General features: G+C 55.2%; 10 protein-coding genes. 5 read left to right on the top strand and 5 right to left on the bottom strand.

Features of this window, described 5'->3' with window-relative positions; translation table 11 throughout:
• Positions 1–65: 65 nt before the first annotated feature.
• The 4 genes from ACO06L_RS18320 to ACO06L_RS18335 form a co-directional block, all read right to left on the bottom strand.
• On the bottom strand, positions 66–704 hold the full coding sequence (locus ACO06L_RS18320) for an SPOR domain-containing protein (RefSeq protein WP_202348083.1): 639 nt from the start codon (positions 702–704) through the stop codon (positions 66–68).
• A 5-nt stretch (positions 705–709) separates the two neighbouring features.
• Positions 710–2,395, bottom strand: coding sequence for an arginine--tRNA ligase (argS, locus tag ACO06L_RS18325; protein ID WP_202348082.1), 1,686 nt, complete (start codon positions 2,393–2,395; stop codon positions 710–712).
• A gap of 140 nt (positions 2,396–2,535) precedes the next feature.
• Complete coding sequence (locus tag ACO06L_RS18330; RefSeq protein ID WP_202348081.1) at positions 2,536–4,413, bottom strand: Ig-like domain-containing protein; 1,878 nt, start codon at positions 4,411–4,413, stop codon at positions 2,536–2,538.
• A 197-nt stretch (positions 4,414–4,610) separates the two neighbouring features.
• A complete protein-coding gene (locus tag ACO06L_RS18335) occupies positions 4,611–6,785 on the bottom strand; it encodes a primosomal protein N' (RefSeq protein ID WP_202348080.1) in 2,175 nt (724 codons plus the stop codon).
• 265 nt (positions 6,786–7,050) lie between these two features.
• Here ACO06L_RS18335 and rpmE point away from each other — a divergent pair, with 265 nt between their 5' ends.
• Complete coding sequence (gene rpmE / locus ACO06L_RS18340; protein WP_064230272.1) at positions 7,051–7,272, top strand: 50S ribosomal protein L31; 222 nt, start codon at positions 7,051–7,053, stop codon at positions 7,270–7,272.
• Positions 7,273–7,487: 215 nt separating this feature from the next.
• Positions 7,488–8,753 (top strand): malic enzyme-like NAD(P)-binding protein, encoded by a 1,266-nt coding sequence (locus ACO06L_RS18345; protein ID WP_064230271.1) that lies wholly within the window; start codon positions 7,488–7,490, stop codon positions 8,751–8,753.
• Positions 8,754–8,820: 67 nt separating this feature from the next.
• Here the strand turns inward: ACO06L_RS18345 and ACO06L_RS18350 are convergent, their stop codons facing one another.
• Positions 8,821–11,349: a penicillin-binding protein 1A gene (locus tag ACO06L_RS18350; protein WP_202348079.1), complete on the bottom strand. Its 2,529-nt coding sequence runs from the start codon at positions 11,347–11,349 to the stop codon at positions 8,821–8,823.
• A gap of 195 nt (positions 11,350–11,544) precedes the next feature.
• Between ACO06L_RS18350 and ACO06L_RS18355 the strand changes: the two genes are divergently transcribed.
• From ACO06L_RS18355 to ACO06L_RS18365, 3 genes are read left to right on the top strand one after another with little or no spacing between them, the layout of a single operon-like run.
• Complete coding sequence (locus ACO06L_RS18355; protein WP_064230269.1) at positions 11,545–12,606, top strand: pilus assembly protein PilM; 1,062 nt, start codon at positions 11,545–11,547, stop codon at positions 12,604–12,606.
• Positions 12,606–13,169 carry a PilN domain-containing protein gene (locus ACO06L_RS18360; protein ID WP_064230268.1) on the top strand — a complete coding sequence of 188 codons (564 nt, stop codon included), beginning with the start codon at positions 12,606–12,608 and terminating at the stop codon, positions 13,167–13,169. Before ACO06L_RS18355 ends, ACO06L_RS18360 begins: the two co-directional genes overlap by 1 nt.
• Positions 13,169–13,780 carry a type 4a pilus biogenesis protein PilO gene (locus ACO06L_RS18365; protein WP_064230267.1) on the top strand — a complete coding sequence of 204 codons (612 nt, stop codon included), beginning with the start codon at positions 13,169–13,171 and terminating at the stop codon, positions 13,778–13,780. The genes ACO06L_RS18360 and ACO06L_RS18365 overlap by 1 nt, the downstream gene beginning before the upstream one ends.

Below are 13,780 nucleotides of genomic sequence, written 5' to 3' on the forward strand. Positions count from 1 at the left end.
TTGGTATCCCGTTGTTATGGAGGCTTCTGGTGCGAATTCAAGGTGTTCGCACCCGGCCCGAAAGATCAGCCTTCCTTGGGGATCTTCCGGACCAGTGGCTGGATATTCAGGGAAACCAGTTTGTCGATGGCGGAGTTCATCTGGCTTCGGGAGGTGAAGGGGCCAACGTTGACGCGGTACCAGACCGAACCGTTGTCCAGGTCAATTCTCTGGGTACTTGCCCGCAAACCCTGGAAGGCAATCTGGGCCCGCTGTCGTTCGGCGTCCTCTTTGCTGCGGAAGGAGCCGGACTGAAGCAGATAATTGAAATCCGTTTGTGTCGGTCCGGGTGTGTATTCTTCGACTTTCGGTGGCACCACCTCCGATTCCGGCAGCATCTCGTAGAAGCGGAACCCGGGTTTGTCTTCTTCCTTGGCGGTCTCTGTGGGCGTCTTCGCAGGTTTCTGGGCCGGCTTTTCAGTGACCGGTTGTTGCTGCGAACCGGGACTCGTTGGCAAAGAGTTCAGGTAGACGATAAACCCGATAAAACCACCCACCGCAGCCAGGGACAGTATCCACTTGAGCGACAGGCCGCCGTGCTGGGAGCGAGCGCTGGCTGCAGGCTTGGGTCGGGCAGCCTTCGGCTTCGCCTGTTTCGCAGTTTTTTTGCGCGAAGTGGCTGACGCTTTGGCAGGCCTGTCCTTCCGGGCATAATCTCGGGACATTCGTCTTACATCTCTTCCGGTGCGCTGACGCCCAGCAAGTCCAGACCGTTGGCGATAACCTGCCGGATGGCAAGGTAAAGGCTGACCCTGGCATCACGAACGGCGGTATCTTCAATCAATACCTTATGGGCGTTGTAATACGTATGGAACTGGCCCGCCAGGTCCCGCAGGTAGTGCGTGAGGTGGTGCGGTTCACGTTGCGCGGCGGAATTGGCAATGAGCTCCGGATACTTGGCCAACTGGTTGGCCAGATCCTTTTCCTCGTCAAGCGTTAACAGTGAGAGGTCGCCGATGCATTCGTTGCGGCCGCGCTCTACACCTTCCTCGGCCAGTTTTCGAAGCACGCTGCAGATGCGCGCATGGGCATACTGCACGTAATAAACCGGGTTTTCATTGGTCTGGGAGCGAGCCAGATCGATATCGAAGGTCAACTGGGAATCCACCCGGCGCGCGGCCAGGAAGAACCGGGTCGCGTCGCGGCCAACTTCATCAATCAGGTCCCGGACGGTCACGTAGCTGCCAGCGCGTTTGGATATTTTCACCTCCTGGCCGGAGCGGGTCACCATCACCATCTGGTGCAGCACGTAGTCCGGCCAGCCTTCCGGAATACCGGCATTCAGCGCCTGCAAGCCGGCGCGAACGCGGGTTACGGTAGAGTGGTGGTCGGCACCCTGTTCGTTAATTACGGTGGTAAAGCCCCGTTGCCACTTGTCCAGGTGATAGGCGACATCGGGCAGGAAGTAGGTGTAGCCACCGTCCTTCTTGCGCATGACCCGATCCTTGTCGTCGCCGAACTCGGTGGTTTTCAGCCACATGGCGCCATCCTGCTCGTAGGTGTAGCCATTTTCCTGCAGGCGTTTGACCGTGGCTTCAACCTTGCCGTCCTCATACAGGGAGGATTCCAGGAAATAGACATCAAACTGAACGCCGAAGGCTTTCAGATCCAGGTCCTGCTCCCGGCGCAGGTAGGCGACGGCGAATTCGCGGATGGCGTCACGGTCTTCCGGGTCCGCCTTGGCGGTCACTTCCCGATCGTCCGCGGTGACGGTGTCGCCAGCAAGGTAGGCCTTGGCGACATCAACGATGTAGTCGCCCCGGTAACCGTCCGTTGGCCAGCTCTCGTCATCCGGCGTCAGACCTTTCACCCGCGCCTGAACCGAGCGCGCCAGGTTGTCAATCTGAGCCCCGGCGTCATTGTAGTAGAACTCCCGGGTCACATCGTAGCCGTTTGCTTCCAGCAGCCGGCAAAGGCAGTCGCCAATCGCCGCGCCACGGCCGTGACCAACGTGGAGGGGGCCTGTGGGGTTGGCCGAAACAAACTCCACCTGAACTTTTTCGCCCTGGCCCTGGTTGTTGCGGCCGAAACGGTCGCCTTCATCCAATATGGTGTTGACCACTTCAAAAGCACTGGCCGTGCTCATAAAGAAGTTGATGAAACCGGGCCCGGCAATCTCCACTTTCTCCACCGCGTTGCTCTGCGGCAGCTTCTCGATCAGCGCCTCCGCCAGTTTGCGAGGCGGGCAACCGGCAGCTTTTGAGGCAACCAGGGCAATGTTGCAGGCATAGTCGCCGTGGGACTTGTCCTTGGTATTGCCCACCTGTGGAGTGAAGGACTGGTCCGCAGGCAACGCGCCATCGGCTTGGAGTGCTGCCAGTGCAGACTGGAGCAGATCGGAAACGGTCTCTTTCATGCTGTCAGATGACTCGGTTTACAGGAGAATTAGGTTCGGGGCAGGTGCCCTTTGAAAAATAAGGCCGTTATTATCGCGGAAAGGTGTTGCGCACTCAAACACAGTGAGAAAAAAGCCCCGCGGTTGCGGGGCTTTTGGGGTCAATTCTCTACTGTGCAGTCTTGGGCACTTCCATACAAGCCTTCTATGCCGCCGGGGGGGGGGATGTCCGTATTATCCAGATCAGATGCCGCGCAGGACAAGAAGAACTCTGATGACTCAACGCTTTCTGAGCCACCTACGCGTACCGTGGCAGTCAGCTCGACTCTAACCCAATTGCAGTGACTTTGAGGGTAGATCAGTGAGAAATCGGCCGATCCATCCGTTGCTGAAACTATTGAGGAAGCACTGGTTGTGGCTGAGTTGGTCGGCTCAAGTGACATACTGCCGTTAGTGTCCTCTCCTGCGTCCAGTTGTCCATTACGGTTTACGTCCTCAGCATCGCAGAACACAGGGTTGCCCGGAGAGATTGCCCAAGTGTCTTCAATTGTTGGCACATAGCTGCCTTTGATATAACCAGTAGGTAATACACTCAGTTCGATATTGGCATTCTCGACAGGCGCGCCGTTGGCATCTGTGACAATCGCGACGTAGTCTTTTTGATAACGAACTGTGTCCGGTTCGATGATCTCATTGCCGGTCCCGATTGCGAGTCGCAACGCTTGACGTGCAACTGTAAGCGTAACCGTGTCAGAAATGGCTCCCCCGACAGTTGCCTGGATTTCTACGCCATCTCGACCGCTGGTATTCGCCCCGGCTTGGTAGATAGTTGAGGCACGGCCCTGGGAGTCAGTGACATCTCGGCTTGAATTCAGGCTACCGCCACTGCCATCCTCTCGAATGCTGAAAGTAACCTCTTGATTTTTTACCAAGTTGTTGTCGGCATCGCGAATAACCGCAATTATTTCCGAGGTTTCTCCAAAATCAAGTTGGGTTTTTGTCGCCTGAAGGTTGATATCGTCGGGCATGGTGGCGACAAACTCGAACGTAAGGTCTGCGGATAGGCCAGAATTCGGATCCGATGCTGTAATAGTTGAGATGCCTGCGTTTGCTGATGAGATATCGATGCTGGCGATGCCGCCCGTTGTCGTTGCTACACCATTTGCAGGGTCTAACGTCCCGCGTGTGGCGGAGAACTGAATTTGTGTGCCATCTGCGACCGGGTTGCCATTGACGAGCCACTCCATAGTCAGTGTTTGAGGCGTGTTAAGGTCTACTTCGGTGTTGGGAGCTGGTGATGTGAAGCCGAAACTGTCTCCAGCAATGACAATATTCTGGGTGGTAGATACAGTGCTGGACCCGCTGTAGGCAGAGGCGGTTACCGTAGCGGTGCCGCCGGTCGAGCCGCTATTCAACTGGACATCTACAAAGCCATTAGCGCTGGTAGTCAGGGTCGAAGCAGAAAGAGTGCCCAAATCTGTTGAGAGGTTTATTGGTTCGTTGGGAATGCCGTTGCCGTCCGCGTCAACAAGAGTGACTCTGAGAGCGGCGCTGGCTCCCAGGGAAATAGAGGATGGGCCAGCTATTGCGATGGAAGTGCCGGAGATGGAGATATTCACAGAGTCCGAGAAACTACCGCTTTCGGCGGTTACCGTTACTGTTCGATTTCTTGGGTCTCCATCAGTTGTCAGAGTCGCAGTCGCGACGCCTGCTTCATCAGTTTCGCCCTGAGACACAGCAAGTGTGCCGCCATTTGTTGCACTAAAACTGACGGGGACTCCTTCGAGTAACACGCCACTCGCATCTTTAACACGAGCCGTGATGGAAGATTGGGCGTTTGTTGAAGTGTCCAGACTGACAGGGCTTGCAACAATTTCAATCGAGCCGACTTGGACTGTACCTGGATCTGTAGTGGTATCTCCGGTTCCGCTACCTCCACCGACACCCGACAGTGAGCTCGATCCACTATCTCCTCCGCACGCAGCAAGCACGAGGGTCAGCAACAGGGCTGTAACTCGTGCAAATAGTTTCCCTGACATTATTTTTTCTCCAGTTTCCGTTTACAGCGAAAGCTTTTATGCACATTCCCAAACAAGAACGGCAAGCTCAGGTATTTTCACAAGATTGGTATTTAGTTTGCTGAAAATCATAGCACAGGATATTGCCGCGCAATGATGATTAGTATTCATTTATGAAAAACTTTGTAACCTGCATATGCATCCAGATCTACTGATCGTTAGCCCGTTTCCTGAGGATCAACATCAATCATCCATTTCACCCCGGCAGGCAGCTTTCTCTGGTCCAGTTCCTGGCAAATTCCGGTCAGCAAGCTGTTCAGCTTTTTCCGGTTGCGGGCGTTGAGGATGAGTTGTGCCCGGTGCTTGTCGGCGCGTCGGGCAATCATGGCTGGCAGTGGGCCCCAGGTTTCGATGCCTGTGGTATTGGTAAGAGGCTTTATTGTATCCAGCACCTGCAGGCTCTTTTCCATGGTGTCGGCCTCAGCCCTGAAGATGGCCATGGCGCGGAATGGCGGGAATTGTCCTTCTTCCCGTTCTTTGAGAAGTTGATCGGCGATATCGAGATACTGGCCTTCGCAGAGCGTTTTCAGTAACGGGTGGTCACTGTGGCAGGTTTGCACCAGAACTTTGCCGGATTTTGTGCCGCGGCCGGCGCGGCCGCTGACCTGCAGAAGGGTCTGAATCAGTTGTTCGGGTGCCCGGAAGTCCACGCTGAACAGTCCGCCGTCGGCGTTGACCACCACCACGAGGGTAACGTTGGGGAAGTCGTGCCCCTTGGCTAACATCTGGGTGCCGACAAGCACGCACGGCTTTCCACTGTTCACCTGCTTCAGAATGCCCTGGATGCTGCCTTTGCGCTGTGTGCTGTCGCGATCCACTCGCACAACCGGCGTATCCGGGAAAGCGTTGGCGAGAATATCTTCTGTTCTTTCTGTGCCCTGTCCAACAGGTTTGAAGGCCTCGCTTTGGCACTTCGGGCAGTGTTCTGTAGCTGCCGTCTGGTAGTCGCAGTGGTGGCATCGCATTGCCCGGTCCCGGCGGTGGTAGGTCAGCCGCGTGTCGCAACGGGGGCACTCAACCATGTGGCCGCAGTCGAAGCACATCATGATCGGGGCAAATCCGCGACGATTGACAAAGACGAGTGCCTGCTCACCTCTGGCCAGGGCTTGCTCGATGGCATTCAGGGCGGGCCGTGACAGGCCGCCTTCCAGTGGGCGACTTCGTATATCCAGCAGACTGATGATTGGTGGCGCCGCATTGCCGGCACGTTCTTCAAGTTTCACCAGGTGATATTTGGCCTGCTCGGCGTTGTGCGCGGATTCCAGTGACGGAGTCGCCGACCCGAGGATTACGGGGCAGTTGTTCAGGTGCGCGCGATAGACAGCCAGGTCGCGGCCGGAATAACGGAAACCTTCGCCCTGTTTGTATGAGCTGTCGTGTTCCTCATCGACAATGATGGTGCGCAAGTTGGTGAAGGGCAGTAAAACAGCCGATCGGGTGCCTACCAGGATAACCGGTTCACCGTTGCGGACTTTCAGCCAGGTTGTCAGGCGCTCACCGTCGTTAAGCGCTGAGTGCCATACTACAATCCGGCTGCCGAAGTAGTGTTGGAATCGGGCAACCGTTTGCGGCGTAAGATTGATCTCTGGAACCAGTACCAGGGCCTGATCCTGGGCGCCGAGGTGTTGTTTCAGATAGTGCAGGTAGATCTCGGTTTTTCCGCTGCCGGTGATGCCGTATAAGAGAAAGGCACCAAACCCTTCGCCTGGAGCAGCCAGCTCTTCTGCGGCTGAAGCCTGGGCCGTGGACAATTCCGGTCTGCGAGCAAGAAGCTCAGGTTCCTCACCGCGTGAATTCGTCCGGGGCGGCGAAACGGCCTCAATCAGTTGCTTCTCGTGCAGTGCGTTGAGCTGTGCCCGGGCGAAACCGGCCTGCAGAATATCCTTTGTCGGGGCACCCCTGGAGTGCTGGCTTAGCCAATCGAAAAGCGCCTTCTGTTTATAGGCGTTTGCAGGAAGTGTTGCTGCGTCGTCGAGTGCACGCCACCAATGTTCCGTTTTTTCTTCGGCGATTCGCCCTCGTCTGAGAGCCGGGGGTAGGGCAGTGAACAGGCATTCGCCCAAGGGGTGTTGATAATAGTCGCTGGCCCAGCTGAGAAGTTTGAACGTTTCTTGCGGTAATGCGGGCCAGTCCTCCATAACCGATGACAGCGGCTTGAGCTTTATTCCCGGAGGCGGCTCAACGCCGACCTCTACAACCAGGCCCGTTGCCTGCTGCCGGCCGAAGGGGATCCGCACTCTCTGACCCGGCGCCAATTCGAGGTCTTCTGGAATGATGTAATCAAAGAGTCGACGCAGAGGACGATTCAGGGCGATGCGTGCAATCAATGGCACTGAGTGCTCCACTGGATGACGGGTGTCACGGTTTTTCCTTATCCTGTTTCAGTCGGCGGCCTGCCGCGAAATCCGGGGAGGGCGAGTCCGGAAGTCAGGTGTGGTGCTTGCCTGCAGCAATAATTGCAAGTAAGATTCGCGGTCTGTTTCCGGCAGGGCATGATTGTGCCCCGTCTTCTCAATTGATTCAAACATGCGGTGCCTGGCGCCTGGGTAATCAAGATACCCCGCGATCAGGTAGCGGCATGACCTAACGAGGTTCGCCATGAAAGAAGGTATCCACCCCAAGTACGAAGAAATTACCGCCACCTGTTCCTGCGGTAACACATTCAAGACCCGTTCTACTTACACACATGATCTGCAGCTGGATGTTTGTTCGCAGTGCCACCCTTTCTACACCGGCAAGCAGAAAGTTATGGATACCGGTGGTCGTATCGACCGTTTCCAGAAGCGTTTCGGTGGCCGTATTGGCGGCAAGAAAGACTGATCGCAGTGGATTCGGGAAAGCGCCTTCGGGCGCTTTTTTTGTGTCCGAAATTCATAGTGTATTCATAAGATACATACGCAATTAGCACTATTGACTGTTCACAAAATGTTCATGGCCCACTTGTCGTTTCGGGTCTGGCGGGCCATAATGGCGCGCTCCGCTGGGCAAGCTCCGGCGGTTCATTACCTTTAAACGTGACAAACGGAACAGTGGCAATGTCTCAAGATCTGAAAGAAGCAGCCCTTGAATATCACGCCAAGCCGCGGCCTGGTAAGCTGAGTGTTGAAATCACCAAGCCAACCAAGACTTCCCGCGACCTTTCCCTGGCGTATAGCCCCGGGGTTGCCGAACCGGTCCGCGAGATCGCAAAGGACCCGGAGAACGCATACAAATACACCGCCAAGGGCAACCTGGTGGCTGTTATCTCTGATGGTTCCGCGATTCTTGGTCTGGGTAACCTGGGTCCGCTGGCAAGCAAGCCGGTTATGGAAGGCAAGGGCGTACTGTTCAAGCGCTTTGCCGGAATTGATGTCTTCGATATTGAAGTCAATTCCGAAAGCCCGCAGGCGTTTATTGAAACAGTTGAGCGTATTGCAGACACCTTTGGTGGAATCAACCTGGAAGACATCAAGGCGCCCGAGTGCTTTGAGATTGAGCGTGCTCTTATTGAGAAGTGCAACGTGCCGATCTTCCACGATGACCAGCATGGTACTGCTATCGTAACTGCGGCCGGCATGATCAATGCCCTTGAGCTGCAGGGTAAAAAGATTGAAGAGGCGAAGGTGGTGTGCCTGGGTGCCGGTGCCGCCGCTATTGCCTGCATGAAGTTGCTGATCAGCTGCGGTATTCGCTCTGAGAACATCTTCATGCTCGACCGCAAGGGTGTGATCCATTCTGGTCGTGATGATCTGAACCAGTATAAGGCGATGTTTGCCAACGATACTGACAAGCGCACTCTGGATGATGCTATTGATGGCGCTGATGTATTCCTGGGTCTGTCTGGTCCGGATCTGCTGACCGCTGACCAGCTCAAGAAAATGGCTCCAAAGCCTATCGTTTTTGCCTGCTCCAACCCGGATCCGGAAATCAGTCCGGAAGTTGCCCTGGCAACCCGCGATGATCTGATCATGGCCACCGGCCGCTCTGATTATCCGAACCAGGTTAACAACGTGTTGGGCTTCCCGTTCATTTTCCGTGGAGCGTTGGATGTACGTGCCACTGCGATCAATGAGGAAATGAAGGTGGCGGCTGTCAATGCAATCCGCGAGCTAGCGAAAGAGCCCGTGCCCCAGGAAATCTGTGAGGCTTATGGCGTGGATAGCTTTGAGTTCGGGAAAGAGTACATCATTCCCAAGCCGATGGATGTGCGCTTGCTTGAAGTGGTGCCCGCGGCGGTTGCCCGCGCTGCTGTAGATTCCGGGGTTGCCCGTAATGCATACCCTGCGCACTACCCGCTCAAGTCCATGGACGACATTATCTGATTTGTCGTTCAGGGTAATAAAAAAACCGGCGGTGATCCCGCCGGTTTTTTTGTGCCTGTCCAGGGTGTCAAAAGATTCTTCGTGACAGGTCGTCTTCCTCAGAACCGCCGTTACCATCATTCTCGGTTTCTGATGTCAGCGGCGGTGGCGCGTCTTCTTCCCGGAAGACCTCAAATACGCCGTCTTCACCGGGCCTTGCCCGCTGTCCGGTCTCTGGGTTGATCCGGATATTTACGATGCCGTTGGGACGAGGCATAAGGGAGGAGGGTGCTCCTTCGAGAGCCACTTCCATGTAATCCAGCCAGATGGGTAGCGCGGTGCTGGCGCCGAACTCACGTCTGCCAAGCGGCGCCGGTTGGTCGAATCCTACCCAGGTAGTTGTGGCCACTTCATGATTGAAACCAGCGAACCAGGTGTCTTTTTGCTCGTTCGTGGTACCGGTTTTACCGGCAATGTCATCCCGGCCGAGAGCCAGTGCCCGGCGACCGGTGCCGCGGCGAATTACATCCTGCATCATCGAGTGCAGAATGAAGACGGCGCGCTCGTCTGCCAGTCGGCGCATCACGCGAACTTCTGGCGACTCGTCGTTGCTCTCGGAGGAATCCGCCGCCGTAGCTACGTCGCTTTCTTTCTCATCTGAAGTCGCTTGTTCTGAAAGCTCATTGCAGTTTTCGTCGCACAGAACGGTTTCAGGGGCCTGGTAGATGATCTCACCGTTGAAGTTGCTGATGGTCTCGATCAGGTAAGTTTCAACGTCATAACCGCCGTTGGCGATTACGGCCATGCCTCTCGCCAGTTCCATGGGGGTAAGCTGGCCGCTTCCGAGCGACAGCGACAGGTTGTCGGGCATGTTTTCGGTCGGAATTTCCAGCTGCGCCAGGTAGTCGAGAGTTTTCTCTATGCCCAGATCGCGCAGGAGCCGGATTGAAACCAGGTTGCGTGAGCGATAGAGCGCTTCCCGAAGCCGGGTCGGACCATAAAACTGTCCGGAGGAGTTCTGGGGCCGCCATGCGGTCTCAAGTTCGGAGTCGTCGAATACGATTGGCGCATCATTATAAATAGTGGCTGGCGTCATGCCGCTTTCGAGGGCGCTCAGGTAGAGGAAGGGCTTGAAGGTTGAGCCTGGCTGTCTCCGTGCCTGAGTGGCCCGGTTGTATTTGCTCTGACCAAAGCTGTAGCCCCCTGTCAGTGCCTCAATGGCTCCGGTTTTGGCTTCCAGTGAGATCAATGCGCCCTCCACCCTCGGAATCTGGGCGAGTGCGACGTTCACTGCTGCGGGCTGCTCCGGCTCGTCAACCTGTGGCTGTTGCTCGTTGGTGTCAGCTTCCGGGGAAGCCTGGAGCGGGTCCTGGGCGCGCACATAGATAACATCGCCTGGCGAAACAACATCTGAAGGTTTCTCGGGCTCCGGGCCAGTGAGGTTTTCGGTCTTGTAGCGCTTTGCCCAGGTCATGGTTTCAAAGGGCATGACGGCGGAGCCGATGCGGCGTGCGTGTACACTCACTTCGCCAGATTCGTCGTCAACATCCTTGACGATTGCGGGCAGCAAGGACTCGATCCGAGGGTAATTCAGAATCAGGTCGGACAATTCGCTGTTGGCGAGTGTTTCCTGGTCGATCTGCCCGACGGGGCCACGGAAGCCGTGGCGTCGATCATAGGCTTCGAGGCCGTTCCTCAGCGCTTCGGTGGCAACTTGTTGCTTTTTGCCATCAACTGTAAGGGTGACGGTGTAGCCATCTGTGTAGGCGTCTTCCCCAAATCGCCGAACCATCTCAGATCTTGCCATTTCAGCAACGTAGTCGGCGTCGACTTCCGTTTCTGTACTGTTATAACTGGCGGTAATGGGGGCTGAAACCGCAAGCTCATGGGCATCCGGAGTGATATATTCCAGATCTCGCATGCGCCCGAGAATCCAGTTCCGGCGAATCATCGCACGGTCCGGGTTGGCCAGGGGATTGAACGCCGATGGCGCTTTGGGAAGGCCGGCGAGCATGGCCATCTGGGCCAGTGACAATTCTGATACCGGCTTGTTGTAATAAACCTGCGCGGCAGCGGCAATCCCGTAGGCCCGATTGCCCAGATAGATCTTGTTCAGATAGAGCTCGAGAATGCGGTTTTTATCCAGTTCACGTTCGATCTGAAGAGCCAGAAGTATCTCGTTGAACTTCCGGATAAAGGTTCGGTCCCGTGACAAAAAGTAATTTTTTGCAACCTGCATTGTGATGGTACTACCTCCGGACTGGATCTCGCCGGTAGAGACCAGTTCGATTGCAGCCCGCGCCAGGCCTTTGATGTCGACCCCGAAGTGCTCGTAAAAACGCGAGTCTTCAGCCGCCATAAAGGCTTGTAACTGAATTGTTGGGATCTGTTCGATTGTGATGGGTGCCCTTCTCTTTTCACCGAATTCTGCTATTAATCTGTTGTCTTTGCTATAGACCCGTAGTGGCGTCTGAAGCTTGATGTCCAGAAGCTGGTGTACCGGCGGAAGGCCAGGGCGAAGGTAAAGATAAAAGCCTGAGGTTACGATAACGGCGACACTCAGTCCGGTAAGAAACAACCAGGCAAAAAGGCGAGATGTGCGCAACAAATGAGACATTTTTTTCTGACAACTGTTGGATATAGGTCTATCATTTGAGAAATTGCTTTAGGATGGAAGAGTCTCCTCACCGCCGCAAAAGTTCTCAATTAAAGAAGAACAGGCATTGTAGACGGAATGGTGAAGAAATTCTCTTAAATAAAAAACACATAAGTTACGTAACCGGGTGCATCTAACCAGGTATAGGGTGAGCGCGTGTTTGGATTAGGAAAGAAATCCAGTGCAGTGCTGGGCGTGGATATAAGCTCCAGCTCGGTCAAACTTCTGGAGCTGTCAAAGCAGGGCGACCGCTATAAGGTCGAGAGCTACGCGGTAGAGCCATTGCCGGCCAATGCCGTAGTGGAAAAGAATATTACGGACGTTGAGGCCGTGGGCGAAGTGATGAAGCGAGTTGCTTCCAAGTCCCGCTCAGGCGTTAAACAGGTTGCAGTGGCGGTCTCAGGCTCTGCGGTTATTACCAAGGTCATCCAGATGGATGGAGGTCTCAACGAATTCGAAATGGAAGACCAGATTGCCCTTGAGGCCGATCAGTATATTCCATACCCGCTGGATGAAGTGGCTATCGATTTCGAAGTTCAGGGACCTTCTGAAAGCAACCCCGACCAGGTAGATGTGCTTTTGGCTGCGTGCCGGAAGGAAAACGTCGATATTCGAGAAGATGCGCTCGAGATTGCTTCTCTGACGACCAAGGTAGTTGACGTTGAGGCTTACGCCCTTGAGCGCGCCTACGCTCTGATTGAGCCTCAGCTGGACTCGCAGGGCGAGGAGCTGGTAGTGGCGATTGTGGATATCGGTGCAACCATGACCACGCTGAGCGTTCTGGCAGGTGGAAAAACCGTCTACACCCGTGAGCAGATATTTGGCGGTAAGCAGCTGACCGAGGAAATCCAGCGCCGCTACGGTCTTTCTCTGGAAGAGGCCGGCCTTGCCAAAAAGCAGGGCGGGCTGCCCGATGACTACGAGTCTGAAGTGCTGACCCCGTTCCGCGAGGCTGTGGTGCAGCAAGTTGCCCGAGCACTTCAGTTCTTCTTTGGCGCCAGCCAGTACAATGCTGTCGATTATGTGGTTCTGGCAGGAGGCACTGCCTCGATTCAGGGGCTGACGGAGATGGTCGAAGAAAAGACGGGAACGCCGACCATGGTCGCGAATCCTTTTGCAGACATGGCAGTAGGGTCACGGGTCAACGCATCGGCACTGGGTAATGATGCGCCTTCCCTGATGATTGCCTGCGGCCTGGCAATGAGGAGCTTCGACTGATGGCAAAGATTAACCTTCGACCGTGGCGCGAGGAGCTTCGCGCCGAGAAACAGAAGCAGTTTGTGGTCATGATTCTTGGCGCCGCGATCATTGCCGGCGGCCTGGTTTTCCTGTGGAAGACCGATATGGACAGCCGGATTGCTTACCAGCAATCCCGGAACGCCTATATCGAGACAGCCACGAAGAAACTGGACCAGCAGATCAAGGAAATCGAGAATCTCAAGCGCAAGCGGGATGAGCTTCTTGCCCGGATGCAGGTGATCCAGGATCTTCAGGGCAAGCGCCCGGTTATTGTACGCGTCTTCGATGAGTTGGTGAGAACTCTGCCTGATGGTCTCTTCTACACGGATCTGACCCGGTCAGGCGAGCGTGTTGATATTGTTGGAATGGCTGAGTCTAATAGCCGGGTTTCGGCCCTCATGCGTCAGTTCGAGGAGTCCGAGTGGTTTACGGATCCCAACCTCTCAAATGTGTCAGCTGCTGATAGTCGCCGGGCCGGTTACAGCCAGTTCAACCTGTCAGTTAAACAGAAAACGCCCGAGCCCGAAGGGGAGGATGAGTAATGAGCCTCGCGGACTCTCTGAAAAGCCTTAATGAATTTGATATAAACGATCTCGACGTTAACAACGCTGGTATATGGCCTGCACCAATCAAGGCGATCGTCGTACTGATCATTTTTGGACTTATCGCCGGAGGTGGTTACTGGTTCTTCATCAAGGATCAGTACGCCCAACTTGAACGGGTGGAGCGCACCGAGCAGGAACTGCGCAAGAAATATGAGGAAAAAGCTTATCAGGTAGCCAATCTTGAGGTCTTTAAGGCCCAGATGGCTGAAATGGAAGAAACCTTTGGCGCTCTGGTAAGACAACTTCCGAGTGAGACAGAAGTGCCTGGGCTGCTCGAAGATATAACCAACACGGCTCTAGGCAACGGCCTCGCACTTCAGGAAGTGAAGCTGCAGCCAGAGCAGCGCCGGGACTTCTATTCCGAGCTGCCAATCAACATTCGTGTGTCTGGCTCGTATCATGAGTTGGCATCTTTCGTCAGCAGTGTTGCGAGCCTGCCACGGATTGTGACGCTGCACGACTTGACCATAAAACCAACTGGCGGAGACGGAGAACGGCTTGATATGCAGGTTGTGGCTCGTACTTACCGCTACCGGGCTGGAGAATGA

Source organism: Marinobacter sp., from assembly GCF_965229985.1.
Classification (GTDB): Bacteria; Pseudomonadota; Gammaproteobacteria; order Pseudomonadales; family Oleiphilaceae; genus Marinobacter.